Raw genomic sequence first — 21,310 nt, forward strand, 5'->3', positions numbered from 1 at the left:
GTTACGGCGGTTATAGCGGTAGGGAAACACCCGGTTACTTTCCGAACCCGGAAGTTAAGCCTGCCAGCGCCGATGGTACTGCACCGGGGACGGTGTGGGAGAGTAGGACGCCGCCGGACAATCTTTCAAGTAGTACATGTGTGAAGGCCATCCCTCTGGGGTGGCCTTCACGCGTTTTGAGCCCCGGCCGACGGCCGGGGCTTTCGCATACCCAGGACCAACGCGCACACCGTCCAAGGCTCATGAGGGAGGCAGGGCATATAGTCGCGACCTGCCGGTATCCAACGAGGGAGACAGGGGGATCTTCCTGATGAGCAGCCGCTTCGGTCCGATCGCAAAACTGAGCGGTTGGTGGACGTCCGCACTGCTGACGGGCCTGGGACTCGGTGTTGTCACCAATCTTGCCCAGGGCTGGCTTCCAGGCGCCTGGAACCAGGTCGCCAACTCCGGTGCTGTCTGGTGTGTCCCGGCGTTCGTCGTCGGCGCCGTGCTTGCCGACTGGGCGTCAGCGCGGTCAGCCGCCGTCGCCGGCCTGTGTGCCTCGGTCGGTCTGGTCGTCGGTTATTACGGGTACGCGGAGTTCGGCCGTGACGGCATGGGCAGCCTCGCCTATCCGCTGATGTGGCTTGTGATGGCGGTCATCAGCGGCTCGTTGTTCGGTGTGGCCGGGCTGTGGTGGCGGAACGGACGCACCGTCCGTAATCGTGTCATCGGGCTCGCCGCGCTGGGCGGTGTCTTCGGGATGGAAGGCATCATGTATGCCTTCGTCCTGCATTACGCCCCGCAGGCATGGGCCTGTCTGGCCATCCTCGTCCTTGTGCCGCTGGTGATGGCACATCGGCGTAGAGAGCGGTTGCCGACCCTGCTGACGGCCCTGGCCCTCGCGCTACTGGCGTACTTGGTCGTCGAATTCCCACTTCAGTACGTGACGATATGAGGTGGATCGCAGACCGCGGGCGCAGTGGGGCCGGTCTCCTTGCCGACCACACGCTTCGTTTGTTCAGGCGTTCTGAGTCGCCGGGGCGTTAGCACCGAGGGAGCGGAGCGGGCGGGAGGGAGGACCGCAGCGAAGGCCCAGCGAAGCGGGCTTCGCGAGGACCGGACCTTCCGGCCGGCGCAGTGACACCCCACAATGCCGAGTCCGAAAAGGCCAACTCCCCGACGCACCCACGGCTCTATGCCGAGAGGCCGACGCTCGGCACTGTGAGGCTCTCGAAGGCTCGCTAGTGCTCGCGAAGGCTCGGGGAGACGCGCGGAGACGCGCGAAGGCTCGAGGAGACGCGTTGGGACGCGGGGAGCGGGCTCTTGCCGCCGTTGGGGTCGAGCCCTGATTTCTGGGGGTGGGGGGCCATCGACCGCGCTGTGGTCCCCGCGAGAGAATCGGCGGGTGCTACTGGAGACGAGCGGCGAGGCCGAGGATCGACGGCAGGGCCGGATGCGGATGCCTTGCCATCCTCTTTTCGCTGGCCGGGCCGGCGTTCGATACCGCTCGGCAGGCGTGAGGGGAGGCTTCGTCCGGGGTCGATATCGGTGCGGAGGGACAGGCCATGTGGAAAGCGCGGCTATCAGCCGCACTGCTGCAGTCGTACTCCCAGTGGTGATCATTAGCGGTCGTACCGGTGCCCCGGACGGTGCTACCGGGCCGGTCCGACGATATCGAAAATGCTTTCGATATCGAAATTATGTGGGTCTTCCCGGCGTAATTCGATCTTCCTTGGCGTTGTCGGTAATCGCACCTCATGGGAGTCCCATGGCCGGCCTACCAGCAAGATCGTGTCTTGGGGAACCCGTCCTCCACGGCGTCCGTTGTGATCTACTGAAGGCGTGCCGTCGTTCGGGATGACTGTGAAAAATGTTTGCGAAGGGTTCCGTGGGGTAGGCGGGTTTAAGAGTTACCCTGGAAGGGCTGACGGAATTGGCGATGAAGACACGAGCACCCGGCCTGTACATTATCCAGCCAGCAACGCTTAAACGGCCGGGCGTGTCGGTGGGGGTTCGCTGAATCGTCGATTACGGTTCCGTGTGTCGGGACGAGCCCGGAAAAGGACAAGCCGGAAAAGGACGAACCGATGGGGGCTGTGCGCAAGGTGGCGAGCTACCTTGGCCTAGGTGGGGCAGACCAGTACGACGACGAGACCTATGCCGAGGACGAGTACGAGGACGACTGGATGCCGGCGGCCGAGCGTGCCGCCAAGCGGTGGCAGCCCAATGCTGACCCCGCCCGGATCGTCATGGTTCGCCCACGGAAATACGACGACGCCCTGACGATCGGCCGGCACTTCCGTGAGGGCCACACGGTGGTCATGGATGTGGTGAGCATGTCGACGGCTGAGGCCACGCGAATGGTCGACTTCGCCGCGGGGCTCGCCTACGGCTGTGAGGGCCGTATCGAGCGGATCGCGGACAAGGTGTTCCTGATCACTCCGGCCACGGTGGAGGTTTCCACCGCCTGAAGCCGGGCCTGAGCCGGGCCTGAAGCTGGGCCTAAGGCCGAGATCGAAGCAGGGCCCGAAGGCATGGCCGGAAGCACCGCCTGAAGGCTGAAGCGCGGCCGTGGTGACCGCTGAGGCGTGTTTCTGAAGAAGAGCGAACTGTGCCCGCCACCCGGAAGGGTCGGCGGGCACAGTCGTCCGTGGTGGCGTGTCGCTACGCGGCCCGTGGGCCCCGGCGCAGGAGCGTGGAGACCTCGGTCAGGTCCCGGGCGGCGGCGGAGGCGCGTTCCTCGGACTCCCTGGCGTACTCGTGCAGGGCCCAGACGGCTTTGTCCGCGAGGTCGGAGAGCTTGCCGGCCCGTGTCTGGACGTACCGCACGTCCGAGTGTTCCTTGATGCGGTGCCGCCACAGCAGGTGCCCGCCCGCGGCGCCGATCATCAGGCCGACGAGGGCGAGCGGCAGCGAGACCACGAACCCGGCGGCGAGGACGGCGACGGCGAGGACCAGGAGGACGTATCCGGCCCAGGGCCGCCCACGCTTGGGCACGTGGTCGGTGACGAGCCGTTGCTCGGCCGCCGCCATCGTCTCCTGGTCGGGGCCTTCGGGCCTGAGCGTGATCGGGTAGCCGAGGATCGGCACGCGCAGGGTGTCGGGCGGCGGTTCGCGCACGACCTCGACGAGAGACTCGGCGGCCGCCCTGATGGCGGGCGCGGCCACGTGCAGGGCGAGCGCCGCCAGGTGGGGGTCGGCGTCGGGGCGCAGATCCTGGAGCAGATGCCCGGTGAGCGAGCTGAGCGGCCCTTCCTGGCCGCCCTGGCCCGCCAGGGCGCGGAGCACGGCAAGCGGCTCGTCGTCGGCCCACACCGTGCCTGCCACGACCTTGGTGACCTCGCCGGCCTTGCGGGTGGAGGTGATCTCGGTGCAGCGCTCGCGCAGCCGGTCGAGGGTGACCGAGGCCCGCAGCGACCGCTCGATCTCGGGGACCTTGGCGAGCTCGGGGAACGCGGCCAGAGAGTCGGGCACAGCCGTTTCCGGCAGGCCGGGCACCAGTGCCTTGAGCCACCGCTCGTCGGTGGCCGGCACGTTCACCGCGTCCAGCTTGCGCAGTACGAAGATCTTGCCGACCGGTCCGTACGCCCCGCGGGCGGCGGCGAGCCACAGCGCCCGCTGACCGGGGGCCACCGGACGGTCCTCAGAAAGGTCGCCGAAGGCGGTGCCGAGCCATGAGGCGTGGATCCGGTCGCCGTGGCCGCATACGGCGAGGGCCAGGCAGAGGAACAGCGCGGTGCGCCGCTCGTCGAGCTGGTTGGCCAGCGCCAGCGGGTCCAGGGCGTCCTTGCCCGACATGATGAGGACGAGGGCCTCGACGGCGGGCCCCAGCCAGTAGCCCGGCACGTCCGTGATCCCCGGAGGCAGGTCGGGCACGATGCCTTCGGCCGCCAGGCTCACGATCAGCGCCTCGGCGTACCGGTGTAGCTCCGTGGCCTCGGCCAGGTTTCCAAAGTCCGGACTTGTGGTCAGGTCCATGCTCACGCGGAACGCTCCCCGAGGGGTCGGCTGGCACTCCCTTGACCGCGCCAGACTAGACGCTTGGTGCGACAGTCACGGGCGAGGCGCGCCGTGGCCGGCCCTGACCCGGGGAAACGGGGCGGCCATACCGCCGCAGAAGGGGCGGCGGGCCCCGATGAGAGGGGAACGCCATCCCCGGAGACGGGGATGGCGTTCACGGTTCCGACGGGGCCGCTCCCGGTTCCGGGGAGGTCCTCCCCGGTGTCCGCCGGAGCGGGATCGGGCACCGCGCTCACATCCGCTCGGGGACTTCGATGCCGAGCAGGTCGAGCCCGCGCAGCAGCACCCGCAGGGTGAGCGCGGACAGAGCCAGACGCGACTGCCGTACGGACTCCTCCTCGGCCTTGAGGACCGGGCAGCCCTCGTAGAAGGAGGTGAACGCCTGGGCCACGTCGAACAGGTAGTTGCACAGCCGGTGGGGCTCGGAGAACTCGGCGACGGCGGTGACGACCGAGCCGAATCCGAGCAACTGCAGCGCGAGCGCCCGCTCGGCCGGGTGGCCCAGCGTGATCGGACCGGTGACCGACTCCGGCTCGATGCCGCCGTTGCGGAAGATCGACCGGATGCGGGCGGTGGCGTACTGGAGGTAAGGCCCGGTGTTGCCGGTGAGGGCGAGCATGCGGTCGAAGTCGAACACGTACTCGCTGTCGTGGCTCACCGACAGGTCGGCGTACTTGACGGCGCCCATGCCGACCTGGCGCGCGATCTGCCGGCGGGCCTCCGGGTCGTACCCGCGGTCGGCGATGACGGCCTCGGCCCGCACGATGGCCTCGTCCAGCAGTTCGGTGAGCTTGATCGAGGCGCCGCTGCGGGTCTTGAACATCTTGCCGTCGCTGCCGAGCACGCTGCCGATCTGGACGTGCTCCGCCTTCACGTCGTCGTGCAGCCAGCCGGCCATCCGCGCGGAGGCGAACACCATCTGGAAGTGGAGCGACTGGGTGGCGCCCACGACGTACAGGATCTGGTCGGCCTTCAGGTCGCGCACCCGGTAGCGGATCGCCGCGAGGTCGGTCGTGGCGTAGCCGTACCCGCCGTCGCTCTTGCGGACGATGAGCGGCAGCGGCTGGTCGTCACGGCCCTTGAATCCGGGCGGGAACACGCACAGCGCGCCCTCGCTGATCTCGGCGACGCCGGTGCGCTCCAGTTCGTCGCAGACGTCGGCGAGCATGGGGTTGTACATGCTCTCGCCGGCGATGTCGTCGTCGGTCAGCGTGACGCCGAGCATGGCGTACACGTTGTTGAAGTACTGCTTGGTGTTGTCGATGAACTCGTGCCAGAGCCGCAGGGTCTCCGGGTCGCCGCCCTGCAGCAGCGGCACCCGGCGGCGGGACCGCTGTTGGAACTCGGGGTCGTTGTCGAACTTGTGCCGCGCCGCCTGGTAGAACGCGTTGCCGTCGCCGGCGGCGAGCATGCCGAGGGCCGCCTCCTCGCCGATGTCGAGGAGGTGCTCGATGAGCATGCCGAACTGGGTGCCCCAGTCACCGAGGTGGTTCTGCCGGATCACCCGGTTGCCGACGTGTTCATGGGTGCGCGCGAGGGTGTCGCCGACGATCGTGGTGCGCAGGTGGCCGACGTGCATCTCCTTCGCGGCGTTCGGCGCCGAGTAGTCGACGATCACGGTCCGCGGGGCAGGCTGCGGCACGCCGACGCGCTCGTCGAGCAGCCGCTGCGCGGCCTGCTCGGCGATCCAGCCGTCGCGGAGCGTCAGGTTGAGGAACCCGGGGCCGCTGACCTCCACGCTCACGTCGTCCGTGCCGAGGTGGTCGGCGATCGCCTGGGCGACCTCCCGCGGGGCACGTCGGAGCCGCTTGGCCAGGCTGAGCGCGACGTTCGCCTGGTAGTCGGCGAACTGGGAGGGCCTGATCAGCGGATCTTCTGTGGCGTACTCCGGACCGAAGGCGGAACCCAGCGCCTGCTGGACCCGCTCGGTGAGCACGAGCTGCGGGTCGGTCATGCGTCAAGCTTATCGGCGCGCGGCTTCCGCCCGCCGTCCTATATACGCCGGTCACCGGCGGCGGTGCTGCTTGCCGCCGGAGGCGAACCGCTCGCCGATCCTGGCGACGATGCCCTGGGCCGACAGGCGGGCCGCGAGCTCGCAGGCGGCGGCCACGCCACGCGCCCGCGACGACCCGTGCGCGATCACCACCGTGCCGTTCAGGCCCAGCAGCACGGCCCCGCCGTGCGACTCGGGATCGAGCCGGCCTGCCAGCTCCCTGAGCCGGGCCCGCTGCAGCATCCCGCCGAGCCTGGCCGCGCGGCTCTCCGCGATCGTCTCCCTGAACTGCTCGAAGGCGTACCGCACCGCGCCCTCGACGGTCTTGAGCGCCACGTTGCCGGTGAACCCGTCGGTGACGATCACGTCGGCTCTGCCGCTGAGCAGATCGTGCCCTTCGATGTTGCCGGTGAAGTCGATGCCGGGCGTGGCGGCGAGCAGTTCGTGGGCCCGTTTGGCGAGTTTGTTGCCCTTCGAGGCCTCGGCGCCGATCGTGAGCAGGCCGACCCGGGGACGTCGCAACCCGAGCGCCGCCTCGGCGTACGCCACCCCGAGGTGGGCGAACTGCACCAGCATCTCCGGCTTGGCGTCGGCGGTGGCGCCCGCGTCGAGCAGCACGGTCGGATGGGGCAGGGTCGGCAGGCCGACCGCGATCGCGGGGCGCATGACCCCTTGCTGGGCGCGCAGCCGCAGCCGGCCGGTGGCGACGACGCCCGCCGTCGACCCCGCGGACACCACCCCGCAGGCGTCGCCGCGCCGGACGAGGTGGCAGGCGACGGCGATGCTGGACCGGGGCCGCCTCAGGCTCGCCAGCGCGCCCTCGTCCATCGCCAGGGCCTCGTCGGCGCGGACGATGGGGATCTCGGTGACGGCGTCGTGCTCGGCCAGTTCCTGGTAGAGCACACGGGGGTGGCCGACGAGCACGACGGGCACGCCCCGCTCCCGTACGGCCCGCACCGCTCCCGCGACGATCTCCGCGGGTGCGTTGTCGCCGCCCATGGCGTCGAGTGCCACGGGAAGCGCACGGCCGGTGGGCTGCATGGCCGCATCGTAGGCCGTCAGCGACGTCTCCCGCGGTAGACGACTATCTTGCCGAACCTCGCGTTGCCGGTGACGCGGATCAACGGGCCGTCGCTGTCGCCTTCGCCGTCCCCGCCGGTCACCGAGCGCTTCGAGAAGACCGCGCTGCCCTCGTCGATCACCCTGGCGTCGGCCGGAACGGCGACGATGACCTTCCCGCAGAAGGAGTTCAGCTCCAGCGTCACCTCACGCCCGGGCAGGACCGCGTCGGTGAGGTCCACGATCAGCGCCCCGAAAACCGCGCTGAGCTCGGTGTGCCGGCCAGGGACCCAGCGCCCGCGCCGAATGATCTTGCTGCCCACCGCGGCGATCCGCTGCCGCTCGGTGGAGGGCGTGCCCGGGGGGCGGGCCGCGTCGGGCAGGTCCCTGACCAGGGGAACGAGGTCTCCGACGGTCATCGCGCTGTAGGCGGCTTCGAGCCGGTCGGAGTGCTCGACGCTCGTCAGGCGGCCGGTGGCCAGCGCCTCTCCGAGGATGGCCGCGACCCGGTCGCGGTCGGCGTCCGAGGCGCGCTGTGCGGGGTCGTCGCCCGCATGGGGGATGAGGGACGTCACTCCGCCAGCGTAACTCCAATCGAGATATGTCGCGATAGTGCGCGCGCTCGTGGACGGCTCGAACGGGCCGGGTCGCGCGGCCCGCCGGCGCGTCGCTAAAAGCGAGCGGAAAGATCTGTCGCCGGGCCTGGGCGTCGTGTTTACCGTGGCTTTCTCCTGAGGCGGGATTGCGGTGACCGTGAAGTGGTTGTCCGATGCTCGATATACCGACTTTCCGGGCGGGCGCGGGCCGGGGATCCCCTGGTCGGCACGGCTTTCGGCCGTGATCGGGGGTGATAGAAATGCCGACGTCTTTGTCGGCGGGCTCGCCGACGCACGGGGGTTCTTGGGTTCGTCATTCCCACTCTCGTGAAAAGGAATATGAACCGGGGGCAAGTTAATGAAACGAGTGGTTAGGACAGCCGTCGTCGCCGTCGCGATCGGCATCGCCGGCATGCTCGCCGCGCCCGCGCAGGCCGACGCGTGCGCAGAGAAGTGCACCGAGCACCGGGTCGCGTCGCTGGCGAGGCTCCTCGCCGATCTTCAGGGCACGGCCGTCGGCGGGGTGACGAGCGGCGTCGCCGCGCAGGCCGACGCGGCCGCCGAGGTGGCGGTGAACCTGACCGCTGACATCAGGGCCGACCTCGTCGCCGTCGCGAAGCTCAGCGGCACGGTGACGGCCGCTCTGTCGGCCGAGGCGAACGCCCAGATCAACGCCGCGGCCGACATCGCGGCCGACATCGTGGCCGACGCCACCGTCACCGTCAACGCCAACGTGGTCGCCCGGCTGCAGGCACACCTGACGGCCGCCCTGGTCGCGGTCGCGGACGTCAACGCCAACGTCAACGCGGCCGTGGCCGCCAAGGCGAACATCGCCGCGGACCTGGCGGCCCAGGTCGGCAAGCCGGTCGTCGCGGCCTCCGGCCAGGCCGCCGCCGCCGTGGACGCCTCGGCGGCGGCCGTCGCCACCGCGGGCGCCGCGGTCAACGCCGGGCTCAACGTCACCGCGAGGCTCAACGCGCTCCTCAGCCTCAAGGGCGCCGTCGCGGCGACCGCGGGCAGCGCGGGTGGCCTGCTGGCTCTGGTGCCGTGCGAGACCCCGGCGGACGCCGCCGTGAGCGGCGCGCAGGCGACCGTCGTCGACGCCGCCGCCAAGGCCGACGCCAACGCCAACGCGACCACCAAGGTCGTCAGCGGCACCACGGACGCCCCGGCGCAGGGGGCCGCCGCGACGGCGGGAGCGGCCGCCGATCTCGCCGCCTCCGCGACGGCCACGGCCGACGCCGCGGCGTCGAGCACGGTCTCGTCCGCCCCGGGCACGGTGTCGAACCTCGCGCCGCAGAACGCGCGCAAGGGCGCGTACAACAGTAAGTGATCCCCGCCTGAGGCTGCTGTCGACCGGCGTCTGAGGCTCCGCGTACGGCAGGGCCGTAAGAAGACGGCGATGACGCCGATGACGAAAGCGGCCGGCGCCCCCTGAGGGGGCGCCGGCCGTCCGGCGTCTTGCCAGAACCCTGAACCGTCGTCGCGGCTCTAGTTCGGTGAGTCGGAACGCGCGCGCAGGTGGGTGCGCCTGGCGATCTGGGCCTGCAGACGGGCCATCTGCCAGTGCAACTCGATGAGCTGCTCGGCGATCAGTCCGACGGGAAGCTCCGAGGGATCTTCGGTGGCCAGGTTGTCGATCGCCGTCGCCAGGTCGCTCATCCGCCCCTCCCCTATGTCGAATCTCCGTTCGAATCATAGTGGAACGAGCGGCGCTCGCGCATCAGGTTTCGTACACAGGTGCGATATAGCCCCGGGCGAGCGTGTTGGCCGTGACGTTGAACCCGACCACGGCCGGCGGCGTGTCGGTGTCGACGCCGAGGGACTCCACGCCGAGGGCGTGCACGGCGAAGAGGTACCGGTGGGGGTAGCCGGGGGGCGGCGCCGCCCCGCCGTACTCCTTGGTGCTGAAGTCGTTGCGCGCGTGCTTGGCGCCCTCGGGCAGTCCCTTGAAGTCGGGGCCGTTGCCCGCGCCCGCCGGCAGTTCGGTGACGCCGGCCGGGATGTCGAACAGCACCCAGTGCCAGAAGCCGCTGCCCGTGGGCGCGTCCGGGTCGAAGCAGGTGACGGCGTAGCTCTTGGTGCCCTCGGGGGCGCCCGACCAGCGCAGGTGCGGGGAGATGTTCTGCCCGCCCATGCCCCAGTCGTCGAACACTTGGGCCTCGGGGAGCCGCTCGCCGTCGCGCACGTCGTCGCTCTCGACGGTCAGCGCGGGCACCTCGGGCAGATGGTCATACGGGATCGGTGGCGGCGTCGGCACGGTCGCCCCTCCGTTTCTCTCAGGCTTTGTTGTACGCCTCCAGGACCTCCTGGGGGTCGCCTTCCATTCTGATCTTCCCCTTGTGCAGCCAGATCACCCGGTTGCACGTCTCCTCGATCACGTCGAGGTTGTGGGCGACCAGGAAGACAGTGCCGGCGGAGTCGCGCATCTGCTTGATGCGCTGCTGGCTCTTCCGCTTGAAGTCGCGGTCGCCGGTCGCGAGTGCCTCGTCGATGAGCAGCACGTCGTGCGTCTTGGCCGAGGAGATGGCGAAGCGCAGTCGCGCGCCCATGCCGGACGAGTACGTCGACATGGGGAACTGGACGAAGTCGCCGATGCCGGAGAAGTCCACGATCTCGTCGTACTTCTCGCGGACCTCGGCCGGGGACATGCCCATCGCGTAGCAGCCGAGGATGATGTTGCGCTCGCCCGTCAGTTCCTTCATGAGGGCCGCGTTGACGCCGAGGAGGGACGGCTGGCCGTTGGTGTAGACGGCGCCCTTGTGCGGGGGCAGGAGGCCGGCGATCGCGCGCAGCAGGGTCGACTTGCCCGAGCCGTTGCGGCCGATGATGCCGATGGCGTCCCCGTGGTGGGCGACGAAGCTCACGCCCTTGACGGCGTGGACCTCTTTCATCTGCGGCCGGCCCTGCCGCCGCAGGATGCGCATGAGGGCGTTGGCGGCGTTGCCCTTCTCGGACTCGCTCGCGGCGCCGTACACCTTGTAGACGATGTGCAGATCGTCGACGATGACCGTCGGGCTCCCGACCTTGGGATTGCGGGTCTCGGAATTCTGGGTCTTGGAATTCTGGGTCTCGGAATTCTGGGGCGCCACCTGTGACAGCTCCTCGGTCAGCTCAGCCACGGCCGTACCTCTCCTCGGCCCGCCAGAAGTACCAGAAGCCGACGATCAGCGCGAACACTGCCCAGAATAGACAGGTCACCCAAGCCCAGCGCTCGGGGAACCGCTGGTAGATCAGCAGATCGCGCATGAACTCGATGTAGGCGGCGGCGGGGTTGAACTCCAGGACCCAGCGGAGGATCTCCGGCAGGTCCCTGGTCTTGTCGTCGATCGCGTAGAAGACGCCGGAGGCGTACAGCCAGGTGCGGGTGATGAACGGCATGAGCTGGTTCAGGTCCCGCATGAACGCGCCGAGGCGTGCCATGAACATGGCCATGCCGATGTTGAAGACCAGCTGTGTGAGCAGTGTCACGGGGATGAGCAGCCATAGCCAGGTGATCGGCTCTCCGGTGACGAGCACCAGGAGGACGAGCACGGCCATGGAGTAGCCGAGCTGCTGGAGCTCCTGCATGGTGTACGCGAGCGGGAGCGAGGCGCGCGGGAAGTGGAGCGCCCGGATGAGTGACAGGTTCGACGAGATGGACTTGGCGCCGCTGATCACCGTGCGCTGGGTGAAGGTGAAGACCATGACCCCGGTGATGAGGAACGCGGGGTAGTTCTCGATCGACTTGCTCTGCCCCAGGATGACGCCGAACATCAGCCAGTACACCGCGGCGTTGAGCAGCGGGGTCAGCACCTGCCAGAGCTGCCCGAGCATCGACTCGGAGTACTTCGAGACGTTGCGCGAGGTGGCGTACGTGAGGATGAAGTGCCGCCGGTCCCACAGTTGACGCAGGTAGGCGGGCATGCTGGGGCGTGCGATGGCGCGTCGTAGTCCGTGACGCTCGGCTAGCGCGGCCAGCGACTCCGGGGCTCGGCCGCCACCCTGGGCCTCCGCGAGCGCGGATTCCGGCTGGCTCATGGCATGGACTCTATTGGATGGAGGTCGGTGGGACGGCTGTCGCACCGAACGTGGCTGCGACTGGTCAAAGGTAGCTCAGGACACCGCCGTCCGGGGACCGGGAGGTGGGGTGTTGCCACCCAGATTGGGGCAAGGACCTGCAATTTGTCGGTATATGTACGTTAAAAGAGAGTTTGATGCCGTGCTGGGCATTTAGGGTTGGGCCCACAGGAATGTGTGTGACGCCCGACTGACGCACGTGTGACCGAACTGCAACGTGCTGGAGACTCCTCTGGTGCGTCCGGTAAGGGATGCTCCGGACGACTGGCAGGACGTCATCTGGATTGACGAAACCCGGCAAACCGGGGTCGACCAGCATGAACGCCCATCCTTAGAGGGAGGACCAATCCACTATGCGCGTGACTAAGGGCGCGAAGATCGCCGCCGGCACCGCGCTGCTTGCGCTCGGCGTCGCCGCGTGCGGCGGAGGCGGCGGCGGGGAGGGCGGCTCCAGCAGCGGCGGGGACAACCCCAGGGCCGCGTCGGGGACCGTCTACATCCGTGGCTGTGAGCCCCAGACCGGCTTCGTTCCCGGAAACATCAACGAGACCTGCGGCGGCACGATCAACGACTTCGTGTACAGCAAGCTCGTGAAGTACAACTCGGACACGGCCGCTCCCGAACTCGACCAGGCGGAGTCGATCGAGACCACCGACAACAAGGTGTGGACGATCAAGCTCAAGCCCGGTCTCAAGTGGACCGATGGCACGCCGGTCACCGCGAAGAACTACGTCGACGCGTGGAACTACACGGCCTACTCCCCGAACGCCCAGCTCGGCAGCTTCTGGTTCGGCGACATCGTGGGCTACGACAAGGTCAACACCGCCGACCCCGACGGCCCCGACGGGCCGAAGGAGGCTCCGAAGCCGGAAGCCGACAAGATGGAGGGCCTCGAGGTCGTCGACGACCTCACCTTCAAGGTCACGCTGACCGCGCCCATCTCGGTGTTCCGCACCAAGCTGGGTTACTCGACCTTCTCGGCGCTGCCGGAGGCGTTCTTCAAGGACCCGAAGGGCTTCGCGCAGAAGCCGATCACGAACGGCCCCTTCAAGTTCGTGCAGTGGGACCACAACTCGCAGATCATCGTCGAGGCCAACCCCGACTACCCCGGGCCGGAGAAGCCCAAGGTCAAGAAGATCGTCTACAAGATGTACAAGGACGACAACGCGGCCTACGCGGACCTGGTCTCCAACAACCTCGACTTCACCGAGCTGATCCCGCCGTCCGCCCTCGCGGGTGACAAGTGGAAGACCGACCTCGGCGACCGCGCCATCGACGGCCAGCAGGGCGTCATCCAGACGCTCACGTTCCCCGTGTACAACAAGGAGTTCGGCGGCAACGCGGACTTCCGCAAGGCCGTCTCCCTCGCGATCGACCGGAAGACGATCACCGAGAAGATCTTCAACAGCGGCCGCACGCCCATCAACGGCTGGGTCTCCCCGATCGTCGAGGGCTTCAAGGACGGCGCCTGCGGCGACCTGTGCGCCTACGACCCCGCCAGGGCCAAGGAGCTCCTCGCCAAGGCCAAGGCCGAGGGCTACACCCCGCCGGCCGAGTACCCGATCTGGTCCAACGCCGACGGCACGCACAAGGACTGGATCGAGGCCACGGTCAACAGCATCAACCAGGCCTTCGGTCCCGACGCCGGCTTCAAGTTCGTGCACAAGGACATGCCCACCTTCGCCGAGCTGCGCGACGTCGTCACGCAGCACAAGCTCAAGGGCGCGCACCGCACGGGCTGGCAGATGGACTACCCGCACATCGAGAACTTCCTGAACCCGCTGTACAAGACCGGCGCGTCCTCCAACGACGGTCTCTACAGCAACAAGGCTCTCGACGAGAAGCTCCACGAGGCCGACACCACCACCGACCCCGCGCAGGCCAACGCCCTCTACCAGGAGGCCGAGGCTATGCTGCAGCAGGACATGCCCGCGATTCCGCTGTGGTCGTACGGCCTGCAGGCCGGCACCTCCAAGTGGGTGACCGGCGTGAAGGTCACCCCCTTCGGCGTGCTCGACCCGCTGTCGATCGCGATCAAGGAAGCGTAAGGACAGCTCGTACGTGAAACCCCCGAGGCCGGTTCCCCACCGGGGCCGGCCTCGTGGGCTGTCCATTCGCGAAATCCCGTGTTGACCCACGGGGTGCGTGTGTACGACCTTTAGCGTCAGATCGGAGGTGCGCATGGGCCGATACGCGATCCGGCGCCTGTTGCAACTCGTGCCCGTCGTGCTCGGCACGACGTTCATCATCAATTTCATGGTCTGGCAGCTGCCGGGCGACCCGTTCGCGGGACGATGCGGCCAGCGGCCGTGCCCGGATGCCTACATCACGGCCATGCGCGAGCAGTTCGGGCTGGACCAGCCGCTCCTGGTGCAGTACTGGAACTTCCTGAAGAACCTTCTCACCGGCAACCTCGGCACCGACTTCAACGGGGTGTCGGTGGCGGGCCAGCTCGGCGACGCCTGGCCGATCACCATCAGGCTCGCGCTGATGGCGGTGGCCTTCGAGGCGATCATCGGCATCGGCGCCGGCGTGCTGTCCGGGCTCAAGCGCGGCGGCTTCATCGACAACGTGGTGACGCTCTCCACGCTGTTCCTGCTCTCCATGCCGATCTTCGTCACCGGCTACCTGCTGCAGTGGCTGCTCGGCGTGCGCCTCGGCATCATCACGCCGACCGTGCCGGACGAGGCGACGGTCCCGCAACTGATCGTGCCCGCCCTGGTGCTGGCCAGCCTCAACATGGCGTTCACCGCCAGGCTGACGCGTACCAGCATCGTGGAGAACCTGCGGTCCGACTACGTGCGCACGGCCGTGGCCAAGGGGCTGACCAACCGGCGGGTGGTCGGCATCCATCTGCTGCGCAACTCGCTCATCCCCGTGCTGACGTTCCTCGGCACCGAGGTCGGTTCGCTGATGTCCGGTGCGATCATCACCGAGGGCATCTTCAACATCCACGGCATCGGCGGCCTGTTGTGGCGGGCCATCAACGGACAGGACTACACGATCGTGGTCCCGGTGGCGACGCTGCTCGTGCTCGTGTACCTGGTCTCCAACCTGCTCGTCGACCTCCTCTACGGCGTGCTCGACCCGAGGATCCGCTATGAGTGACCCGACCGCGACGCAAGACCTGATCAAGGGTGCGGACGATCCGGCCGAGAGCCCGGTCACGGTCAAGGACAGCCAGCGCAGCCTCTGGCGCGACACGTGGGACATCCTGAAGCGACGCAAGATCTTCTGGGTCTCGTTCGTGATGCTGCTCGTGTTCCTGCTGATGGCGGCGTTCCCGTCGCTGTTCACGCACAAGGACCCCGAGTACGCGACGCTCGCCAAGAGCATGGAGCTGCCGAGCTCCGAGGCATGGTTCGGCTACGACCTGCAGGGCCGCGACGTGTGGGCGAGGGCCGTCTACGGCGCCCGCACCTCGATCATCGTGGGCGTGCTCGCCACGCTGGCCACCGTCCTGCTCGGCGGCCTCATCGGCGTGCTCGCGGCCTACTTCGGCCGCTGGTTCGACGCGATCACCTCCCGCCTCGGCGAGATGTTCCTCGGCCTGCCGTACGTGCTGGGCGCGATCATCATCCTCGGCACCGTCGCGCCGGCCCAGTCGAACCCCGGCAAGGTGACGATCATGGCGGTCGTCATCATCGTGCTCGCCGTGCTGGGCTGGCCGATCCTGATGCGCATCGCCCGCTCGGCCGTCATCCAGGCCAAGCACCAGGACTACGTGCAGGCCGCCAGGGCGCTCGGCGCGGGGCCGCTGCGGATCATCTTCAGGCACCTGCTGCCGAACTCGCTGGCGCCGATCCTCGTGTACGCCACGATCACGATCGGCAGCTACATCGGCGCCGAGGCGACGCTGTCGCTGCTCGGCATCGGCCTGCGCTCGCCGGTCATCTCCTGGGGCATCGCGATCGCCGACCACACCTCGTACATCAGGACCGGCCCGCACGCCATGTTCTTCCCCGCCGGGTTCCTGTCCCTGTGCGTCCTGACCTTCGTCATGCTCGGCGAAGCCGTACGCGACGCCCTCGACCCGAAGCTTCGATGAGGAGGCGCAGCGAATGACGGAAGTGCTCTCCGAGCAGACGGGCAGGGGCGCCCACAGCGGCGCACTGCTGGAGGTCGACAACCTCCACGTCGAGTTCCGCACGCGGGCGGGCGTGGCCAAGGCCGTCAACGGCGTGACCTACAGCGTGGACGCCGGCGAGACGCTCGCCGTGCTGGGCGAGTCGGGCTCCGGCAAGAGCGTCACAGCCCAGACCATCATGGGCATCCTCGACATGCCCCCCGGGAAAATCACCGGAGGCGAGATCCGCTTCCGGGGCGTCGACCTGCTCAAGCTCCCCGAGGACCAGCGCAGGAAGATCCGCGGGGAGAGCGTCTCCATGATCTTCCAGGACGCGTTGTCCTCGCTGAACCCGGTCTTCCCGGTCGGCTGGCAGATCGCCGAGATGTTCCGCATGCACCGCGGCAGTTCGCGGTCGGACGCGAAGAAGAAGGCCGTCGAGCTGATGGACCGGGTCAGGATCCCGGCCGCCAAGGACCGGGTCAACGACTTCCCGCACCAGTTCTCCGGCGGCATGCGGCAGCGCATCATGATCGCCATGGCGATCGCGCTCGACCCGGAGATCCTGATCGCCGACGAGCCGACCACGGCGCTCGACGTGACCGTACAGGCCCAGATCATGGGGCTGCTCGCGGAGTTGCAGCGCGACAGCAACATGGGCCTGATCCTCATCACCCACGACCTCGGCGTCGTCGCCGACGTCGCGGACAAGATCGCGGTCATGTACGGCGGGCGCATCGTCGAGAACGCGCCGGTGCACGACCTGTACAAGACGCCGGCCCACCCCTACTCGAAGGGGCTGCTTGAGTCGATCCCCCGGGTGGACCAGAAGGGCCAGGAGCTCTACGCGATCAAGGGCCTGCCGCCCAACCTGCTGGAGATGCCGCCGGGCTGCGCCTTCCACCCGCGGTGCCCGTACCGGCGGGACAACTGCGTGACCGAGGTTCCCCCGCTGTACACGATCAGTGGCACCCGCGGCAGCGCCTGCCACTACTGGAGGGAGGTCATCGATGAGGGCGAACGCTGAGTCGATCCTCGAGGTCCGCGACCTGGTCAAGCACTTCCCGCTGACCCAGGGCGTCGTCGTCAAGCGGCAGATCGGCGCGATCAAGGCCGTCGACGGGGTCTCCTTCGACCTGCACAGGGGTGAGACGCTCGGAGTCGTCGGCGAGTCGGGCTGCGGCAAGTCCACGCTGGCCAAGCTGCTGATGGCGCTCGAACGGCCCACGTCGGGCTCGGTGCGGGTCAACGGCAAGGACATCACCGCCGCCAGGGGCGCGGAGCTCAAGCGGATGCGCCGCAACATCCAGATGGTGATGCAGGACCCCTACACCTCGCTGAACCCGCGGATGACGGTCGGCGACATCGTGGGGGAGCCCTTCGAGATCCACTCGGACGTCGTGCCCAAGGAGGGCAGGCGGCGCCGGGTGCAGGAACTGCTCGAAGTGGTGGGTCTCAACCCCGACCACATCAACCGCTATCCGCACCAGTTCTCCGGTGGCCAGCGCCAGCGCATCGGCATCGCCCGCGGTCTGGCGCTCCAGCCTGAGATCATCATCTGCGACGAACCGGTCTCCGCGCTGGACGTGTCGATCCAGGCCCAGGTCATGAACCTGCTGGAGCGGCTGCAGAACGAGTTCGACCTCGCCTACATCTTCATCGCGCACGACCTGTCGGTGGTCCGCCACATCTCCGACCGGGTCGCGGTGATGTACCTCGGCAAGATCGTCGAGCTGGGCAGCGACGCCGAGATCTACGACGCGCCGACGCATCCGTACACGCAGGCGCTGCTCTCGGCGGTGCCGGTGCCGGATCCGGACGGCAGAGACAGGCGTCAGCGGATCATCCTGCAGGGCGACCCGCCCTCGCCGGCCAACCCGCCGTCGGGCTGCCACTTCCGCACGCGGTGCTGGAAGGCGCAGGACATCTGCGCCGAGCAGACGCCCGCGCTCGAGGTGCGCCCGGGCAGCGATCACCCCAGCGCCTGCCACTTCGCGGAGGCCCGCGACGTGGTGAACGCCCAGTAGGACCCGCGGGTCAGCGCCCGGGCGACAGCCGTACGTGCGCGCCCGGGGGCAGACCCAGGCGGTCGGCGGCGTCCCCGGCGTTGATCGCCATCGCGACCAGGCCGGCGGAGTCGGCGAACGCCACGAGGTCGCCCGGAGGCACGGCCGTGAACGTCTCACGGAACGGCACGACGACCTGGCGGCGCCCGAGCCACACGGCGATGGTGTCGCCGAGCCGCACGCCGAGCTCGGCCAGGTCGGTGGCGGTGATCGACAGCTGGACGTTGCCGTGCCTGTCCACCGACAGCACCTCGCCCTCGGCCGCGCCGTCCCGCAACCTGCAGGTCGGCGCGGGCAGGGACACCAGGCGGTTCACCGGCATCGGCGGCCCCACGTCGGCGACCACGCGACCGGTGCACAGGTGGGCGGCCACCGGGGCGAACAGGTCACGCCCCTGGAAGGTCGGAGAGACGTCGGCCAGGAACAGCTGCGAGTTCGTTATCTCGTAGGCGGCGTCCGCGCCTCCCGCGGCGCGGACGGCCCAGGACAGGACGCCGTTGTCGGGGCCGAGGAACACGCGTCCCCCCGCCTCCACGGCGACCGGGCGCCGGTTGCCGCCCACGGAGGGGTCGACGACCGCGAGATGGACGCCGGCCGGCAGGTAGGGCAGGGTCTGCGCGAGGATGGCCGCGCCGCGCCGTACGTCCCCCGCGGGGACGAGATGACCCACGTCGATGATCCGAGCCTGCGGGGCGATGCCCGCGATCACGCCGTGGCACGCGGCGACGAACCCGTCCTCCAGCCCGTAGTCGGTCAGAAGCGTGATTACAGAGCTCACATCACGTGACACTACGTCTGTCCCGCCCGGCCTGAACACCCCGGGTTCGTCTGAAGGGTGAGCGCATTACCATGGGACGGCCTTGCGAGCCGATCGAGGAGGAGCGGATGGACACCGAACCGGCCGGCGGCGACGGGCTCGACCTCTCGGAGCGCGACCGCGAGATGCTCGCGTTCGAGCGCCAGTGGTGGCGTTACGCGGGCGCGAAGGAACAGGCGATCAGGGAGGCCTTCGGCGTCTCCGCGACCCGGTACTACCAGTTACTCGGGGAGCTGATCGACCGGCCAGAGGCGCTGGAGCACGACCCCATGCTCGTCAAGCGGCTGCGCCGGATGAGAGCCGGCAGGCGGCGTGACCGCTCGGCCCGCAGGTTCGGGCTCAACCCCTAGCTTTCCCTTCGCACGCATGCGCCCCGCCACCGGGGCATGAGGCCGTCGAGGCGTACTCATCTGACCCCCCTTCGGAGTGAGGCCATGACCCTGCCCGCGCACGCAGGACTCGACGCGATCGTCGCCGACCCGGCCGGCGCCGTGATCGGGCTCGACTACGACGGCACGCTCTCCCCGATCGTGCCCGACCCCGCCGCCGCCCGGGTGCATCCCGGCGTGCCGGGCGTGCTGGCCGCCCTTGCGCCGCTGGTGCGCGCCGTCGTGATCGTCACGGGCCGTCCGCCGCGTACGGCGCTCGCGCTCGGCGAGGTCGCGGGCGGGTCGTCCCTCGCCGGCGTGCCCGGCCTGGTGATCCTCGGCCACTACGGCCTGGAGCGCTGGGAGGACGGCCGGATCACGGCGCCGCCGCCCCCGCCGGGGCTCGACCTCGTCCGCGCCCGGCTGCCCGAGCTGGTGGCGGGCCTCGGCGGGGCGTGGATCGAGGACAAGCACCGGGCCGTCGCCGTGCACACCCGGCGGTGCGCCGATCCCGCCGGGGCGCTGGAGGCGCTGCGCGGGCCGGTCGCCGCGCTGGCGGCGGAGGCCGGGCTCGTGGTCGAGCCGGGTCGTATGGTGCTGGAGCTCCGGCCGGCCGGGATGGACAAGGGACGGGCCCTGTCGGCCTTCCTCGCCGAGCGCGGCGCCCGCTCGGTCATGTTCGTCGGCGACGACCTGGGGGACCTCGCCGCCTTCCGCGCGGTCGAGACGGCGGGGATCCCCGGCGTGCGCGTGTGCAGCGGGTCGGCGGAGGTGACCGAGCTCGCGGAGCGCGCCGACCTGGTGGTGGCCGGGCCCGACGGCGTCGTGACGCTCCTCGGCGATCTCGTGGCGACGCTCGGCAAGCCGTCTGCAACCGGCCGGGCGTAACGTCCGGGCCATGAGAACGACGATCTCGGCCGCGGCCGGGCTGGCCGTGCTCGCGGCGTCTCTGGCGGTTCCGGCCGCGGCGTCCGCGAGCACCGGCGCGGCCACCAGGACGCTGCACCTGCGCAAGGGCCTGACTCTCACGATCCCCTCGGCCTGGCGGGTCGACGCCGTACGGCGGGACTGGCTGCGCGTCATCACCGGCTCGTGCCCCACCAAGGGCACGGACACGTACGGCTTCCGCGACTCGGGGTGCCGCAGCTTCTGGATCCTGGGCCCCAAGGCCATCAAGGTGGGCCATGAGCTGTTCCAGCCGTACACGCCGGACGGCCCGTTCTACCCGGCCACCGACGTCGGGCCCTGCCCGGTCAGGAAGGGTCTCTACATCCACAGGACGACGCTCGCCGAGAAGGGGCTGCGGCAGGTCGGGCCGGGGCACAAGGCGTACTACCGCGACTGGGCGGGCACCTGCGGGCCGCTGGGCCCGGGCAAGCGGAGAGCCGGCTTCCACCAGCGCGAGTGGTATCTGCCCACGTCCAAGATCCTGGTGGTCGACCAGTGGGGGACCCCGGGACTCGCCGCCATCCTCAAGAACGCCACCTGGAACTGACGCCGCGTTCGGCGACCTTTCGCCTATCGGGCCACAAGTCGTCCGCAAGTGAACGCGCCTAATGTGCCGGACATGTTCAAGAAGACGATCTCGGCCGCGGCGGCCGGCCTGACCGTGCTCGCGGCCACCCTGGCGACCCTGGCCGCTCCGGCGGCGGCGTCCGCGAGCGAAAACCGCGCCACCAAGCAGGTCCATCTGCGGAACGGCCTGACCCTCACGATTCCCGCGTCGTGGAAGGTGGCCAAGGACGACAAGGACTGGGTGCGCGTCATCACGGGCCCATGCCCCACCTTCGGCACCGAGGACTTCGGCTTCCGTGACTGGGGATGCCGCAGCTTCTGGGTGCTGGGCCCGAAGGCGCTCAAGATCGGGCTCCGCACGTTCCAGGCGTACAAGCCGAAGTACGGCTACGACCCCGCGACCGACGTGAGCGTCTGTCCCAAGAGCTACAAGCTCTACAAGGGCGACTGGAAGATGGCGGACAAGGGGCTGCGGCAGGTCGGGCGCGGCCACAAGGCGGACTACCACAGGTGGGCGGCGACCTGCGTCGACAAGAAGTGGCGGGTGAAGCTGCACTACAACCAGCGCGAGTGGTATCTGCCCACGTCGAAGATCCTGGTCCTCGACCAGTGGGACCACCCGCAGCTGAGCTCGATCCTCAAGAACGCGACCTGGCGCTGACGCCGGCCCGCCGCTCCACTGGCCCGGCGGTGTTCAGCAGGGAGCGGCGAGCCGCGGGTGTTCAGCTCTGCGCGGCGAGCCGCGGGTGATCAGCTCTGCGCGGCGAGC

General features: G+C 69.1%; 21 protein-coding genes and 1 rRNA gene. 13 read left to right on the top strand and 9 right to left on the bottom strand.

The features are described 5' to 3' along the window. Positions 1 to 2: 2 nt before the first annotated feature. From rrf to HHX31_RS12350, 3 genes are all read left to right on the top strand, one after another. Positions 3 to 119: ribosomal RNA gene (gene rrf, locus HHX31_RS12340) — 5S ribosomal RNA — on the top strand. Between the two features lie 191 nt (positions 120 to 310). Continuing rightward, positions 311 to 937: a DUF6518 family protein gene (locus HHX31_RS12345; protein ID WP_169948368.1), complete on the top strand. Its 627-nt coding sequence runs from the start codon at positions 311 to 313 to the stop codon at positions 935 to 937. 1,132 nt (positions 938 to 2,069) lie between these two features. Further along, complete coding sequence (locus HHX31_RS12350) at positions 2,070 to 2,453, top strand: cell division protein SepF (RefSeq protein ID WP_169948370.1); 384 nt, start codon at positions 2,070 to 2,072, stop codon at positions 2,451 to 2,453. A gap of 193 nt (positions 2,454 to 2,646) precedes the next feature. Here HHX31_RS12350 and HHX31_RS12355 read toward each other — a convergent pair whose 3' ends face one another. From HHX31_RS12355 to HHX31_RS35615, 4 genes are all read right to left on the bottom strand, one after another. Then, positions 2,647 to 3,960 carry a hypothetical protein gene (locus HHX31_RS12355; protein ID WP_169948836.1) on the bottom strand — a complete coding sequence of 438 codons (1,314 nt, stop codon included), beginning with the start codon at positions 3,958 to 3,960 and terminating at the stop codon, positions 2,647 to 2,649. 274 nt (positions 3,961 to 4,234) lie between these two features. Further along, positions 4,235 to 5,956, bottom strand: coding sequence for an arginine--tRNA ligase (gene argS, locus HHX31_RS12360; RefSeq protein ID WP_169948371.1), 1,722 nt, complete (start codon positions 5,954 to 5,956; stop codon positions 4,235 to 4,237). A 51-nt stretch (positions 5,957 to 6,007) separates the two neighbouring features. Next, entirely contained in the window at positions 6,008 to 7,036 is a 1,029-nt protein-coding gene (plsX, locus tag HHX31_RS12365; RefSeq protein ID WP_249345937.1) for a phosphate acyltransferase PlsX, read from the bottom strand. A gap of 17 nt (positions 7,037 to 7,053) precedes the next feature. Then, positions 7,054 to 7,629: a DUF1707 domain-containing protein gene (locus HHX31_RS35615; RefSeq protein ID WP_311931746.1), complete on the bottom strand. Its 576-nt coding sequence runs from the start codon at positions 7,627 to 7,629 to the stop codon at positions 7,054 to 7,056. Between the two features lie 388 nt (positions 7,630 to 8,017). Here HHX31_RS35615 and HHX31_RS12375 point away from each other — a divergent pair, with 388 nt between their 5' ends. Beyond that, positions 8,018 to 8,983 (top strand): hypothetical protein, encoded by a 966-nt coding sequence (locus tag HHX31_RS12375; protein ID WP_169948375.1) that lies wholly within the window; start codon positions 8,018 to 8,020, stop codon positions 8,981 to 8,983. Positions 8,984 to 9,141: 158 nt separating this feature from the next. Here HHX31_RS12375 and HHX31_RS12380 read toward each other — a convergent pair whose 3' ends face one another. From HHX31_RS12380 to HHX31_RS12395, 4 genes are all read right to left on the bottom strand, one after another. Then, the gene (locus HHX31_RS12380; RefSeq protein WP_169948377.1) at positions 9,142 to 9,312 is read right to left on the bottom strand and encodes a hypothetical protein; all 171 of its coding nucleotides are present in this window, start codon (positions 9,310 to 9,312) and stop codon (positions 9,142 to 9,144) included. 61 nt (positions 9,313 to 9,373) lie between these two features. After that, positions 9,374 to 9,910 (bottom strand): YbhB/YbcL family Raf kinase inhibitor-like protein, encoded by a 537-nt coding sequence (locus HHX31_RS12385; protein WP_169948379.1) that lies wholly within the window; start codon positions 9,908 to 9,910, stop codon positions 9,374 to 9,376. A gap of 19 nt (positions 9,911 to 9,929) precedes the next feature. Next, complete coding sequence (locus HHX31_RS12390; protein ID WP_311931791.1) at positions 9,930 to 10,658, bottom strand: ABC transporter ATP-binding protein; 729 nt, start codon at positions 10,656 to 10,658, stop codon at positions 9,930 to 9,932. 106 nt (positions 10,659 to 10,764) lie between these two features. Then, complete coding sequence (locus HHX31_RS12395) at positions 10,765 to 11,670, bottom strand: ABC transporter permease (RefSeq protein ID WP_169948381.1); 906 nt, start codon at positions 11,668 to 11,670, stop codon at positions 10,765 to 10,767. Positions 11,671 to 12,062: 392 nt separating this feature from the next. On the opposite strand from HHX31_RS12395, the gene HHX31_RS12400 reads away from it, so the two are divergent. The 5 genes from HHX31_RS12400 (at position 12,063) to HHX31_RS12420 (ending at position 17,802) form a co-directional block, all read left to right on the top strand. Then, positions 12,063 to 13,757 (top strand): ABC transporter substrate-binding protein, encoded by a 1,695-nt coding sequence (locus HHX31_RS12400; RefSeq protein ID WP_169948383.1) that lies wholly within the window; start codon positions 12,063 to 12,065, stop codon positions 13,755 to 13,757. A 133-nt stretch (positions 13,758 to 13,890) separates the two neighbouring features. Continuing rightward, positions 13,891 to 14,817: an ABC transporter permease gene (locus tag HHX31_RS12405; protein WP_169948385.1), complete on the top strand. Its 927-nt coding sequence runs from the start codon at positions 13,891 to 13,893 to the stop codon at positions 14,815 to 14,817. Beyond that, the gene (locus HHX31_RS12410) at positions 14,810 to 15,757 is read left to right on the top strand and encodes an ABC transporter permease (RefSeq protein WP_169948386.1); all 948 of its coding nucleotides are present in this window, start codon (positions 14,810 to 14,812) and stop codon (positions 15,755 to 15,757) included. The genes HHX31_RS12405 and HHX31_RS12410 overlap by 8 nt, the downstream gene beginning before the upstream one ends. A gap of 13 nt (positions 15,758 to 15,770) precedes the next feature. Beyond that, positions 15,771 to 16,802 (top strand): ABC transporter ATP-binding protein, encoded by a 1,032-nt coding sequence (locus tag HHX31_RS12415; protein ID WP_169948388.1) that lies wholly within the window; start codon positions 15,771 to 15,773, stop codon positions 16,800 to 16,802. Beyond that, positions 16,786 to 17,802, top strand: a complete 1,017-nt coding sequence (locus HHX31_RS12420; RefSeq protein WP_169948390.1) for an ABC transporter ATP-binding protein — start codon at positions 16,786 to 16,788, stop codon at positions 17,800 to 17,802. The genes HHX31_RS12415 and HHX31_RS12420 overlap by 17 nt, the downstream gene beginning before the upstream one ends. A 10-nt stretch (positions 17,803 to 17,812) precedes the next feature. Here the strand turns inward: HHX31_RS12420 and HHX31_RS12425 are convergent, their stop codons facing one another. Then, on the bottom strand, positions 17,813 to 18,619 hold the full coding sequence (locus HHX31_RS12425; protein WP_169948392.1) for an S-adenosyl-l-methionine hydroxide adenosyltransferase family protein: 807 nt from the start codon (positions 18,617 to 18,619) through the stop codon (positions 17,813 to 17,815). Positions 18,620 to 18,726: 107 nt separating this feature from the next. Here HHX31_RS12425 and HHX31_RS12430 point away from each other — a divergent pair, with 107 nt between their 5' ends. The 4 genes from HHX31_RS12430 to HHX31_RS12445 all read left to right on the top strand — a co-directional run bounded on the left by HHX31_RS12430 (position 18,727) and on the right by HHX31_RS12445 (position 21,202). Then, the gene (locus tag HHX31_RS12430; protein ID WP_169948394.1) at positions 18,727 to 19,008 is read left to right on the top strand and encodes a DUF3263 domain-containing protein; all 282 of its coding nucleotides are present in this window, start codon (positions 18,727 to 18,729) and stop codon (positions 19,006 to 19,008) included. Positions 19,009 to 19,092: 84 nt separating this feature from the next. Beyond that, positions 19,093 to 19,914 carry a trehalose-phosphatase gene (gene otsB, locus HHX31_RS12435; protein WP_169948395.1) on the top strand — a complete coding sequence of 274 codons (822 nt, stop codon included), beginning with the start codon at positions 19,093 to 19,095 and terminating at the stop codon, positions 19,912 to 19,914. A gap of 10 nt (positions 19,915 to 19,924) precedes the next feature. Further along, positions 19,925 to 20,521 (top strand): hypothetical protein, encoded by a 597-nt coding sequence (locus HHX31_RS12440; RefSeq protein WP_169948397.1) that lies wholly within the window; start codon positions 19,925 to 19,927, stop codon positions 20,519 to 20,521. Between the two features lie 72 nt (positions 20,522 to 20,593). Next, positions 20,594 to 21,202, top strand: a complete 609-nt coding sequence (locus HHX31_RS12445; protein ID WP_169948399.1) for a hypothetical protein — start codon at positions 20,594 to 20,596, stop codon at positions 21,200 to 21,202. The last annotated feature ends 108 nt before the right edge of the window (positions 21,203 to 21,310 follow it).

It is taken from the genome of Microbispora sp. H11081, assembly GCF_012999535.1.
Lineage (GTDB): Bacteria > Actinomycetota > Actinomycetes > Streptosporangiales > Streptosporangiaceae > Microbispora.

Excerpts from the sequence above, each read along its gene's own strand:
- HHX31_RS12400 (WP_169948383.1), top strand. The coding sequence starts at position 12,063 with ATGCGCGTGACTAAGGGCGCGAAGATCGCCGCCGGCACCGCGCTGCTT.
- HHX31_RS12355 (WP_169948836.1), bottom strand. The coding sequence starts at position 3,960 with ATGGACCTGACCACAAGTCCGGACTTTGGAAACCTGGCCGAGGCCACG.
- otsB (WP_169948395.1), top strand. The coding sequence starts at position 19,093 with ATGACCCTGCCCGCGCACGCAGGACTCGACGCGATCGTCGCCGACCCG.
- HHX31_RS12430 (WP_169948394.1), top strand. The coding sequence starts at position 18,727 with ATGGACACCGAACCGGCCGGCGGCGACGGGCTCGACCTCTCGGAGCGC.
- HHX31_RS12395 (WP_169948381.1), bottom strand. The coding sequence starts at position 11,670 with ATGAGCCAGCCGGAATCCGCGCTCGCGGAGGCCCAGGGTGGCGGCCGA.
- argS (WP_169948371.1), bottom strand. The coding sequence starts at position 5,956 with ATGACCGACCCGCAGCTCGTGCTCACCGAGCGGGTCCAGCAGGCGCTG.
- HHX31_RS12410 (WP_169948386.1), top strand. The coding sequence starts at position 14,810 with ATGAGTGACCCGACCGCGACGCAAGACCTGATCAAGGGTGCGGACGAT.
- HHX31_RS12405 (WP_169948385.1), top strand. The coding sequence starts at position 13,891 with ATGGGCCGATACGCGATCCGGCGCCTGTTGCAACTCGTGCCCGTCGTG.
- HHX31_RS12420 (WP_169948390.1), top strand. The coding sequence starts at position 16,786 with ATGAGGGCGAACGCTGAGTCGATCCTCGAGGTCCGCGACCTGGTCAAG.
- HHX31_RS12350 (WP_169948370.1), top strand. The coding sequence starts at position 2,070 with ATGGGGGCTGTGCGCAAGGTGGCGAGCTACCTTGGCCTAGGTGGGGCA.
- HHX31_RS12415 (WP_169948388.1), top strand. The coding sequence starts at position 15,771 with ATGACGGAAGTGCTCTCCGAGCAGACGGGCAGGGGCGCCCACAGCGGC.
- HHX31_RS12440 (WP_169948397.1), top strand. The coding sequence starts at position 19,925 with ATGAGAACGACGATCTCGGCCGCGGCCGGGCTGGCCGTGCTCGCGGCG.
- plsX (WP_249345937.1), bottom strand. The coding sequence starts at position 7,036 with ATGCAGCCCACCGGCCGTGCGCTTCCCGTGGCACTCGACGCCATGGGC.
- HHX31_RS12445 (WP_169948399.1), top strand. The coding sequence starts at position 20,594 with ATGTTCAAGAAGACGATCTCGGCCGCGGCGGCCGGCCTGACCGTGCTC.
- HHX31_RS12345 (WP_169948368.1), top strand. The coding sequence starts at position 311 with ATGAGCAGCCGCTTCGGTCCGATCGCAAAACTGAGCGGTTGGTGGACG.
- HHX31_RS12380 (WP_169948377.1), bottom strand. The coding sequence starts at position 9,312 with ATGAGCGACCTGGCGACGGCGATCGACAACCTGGCCACCGAAGATCCC.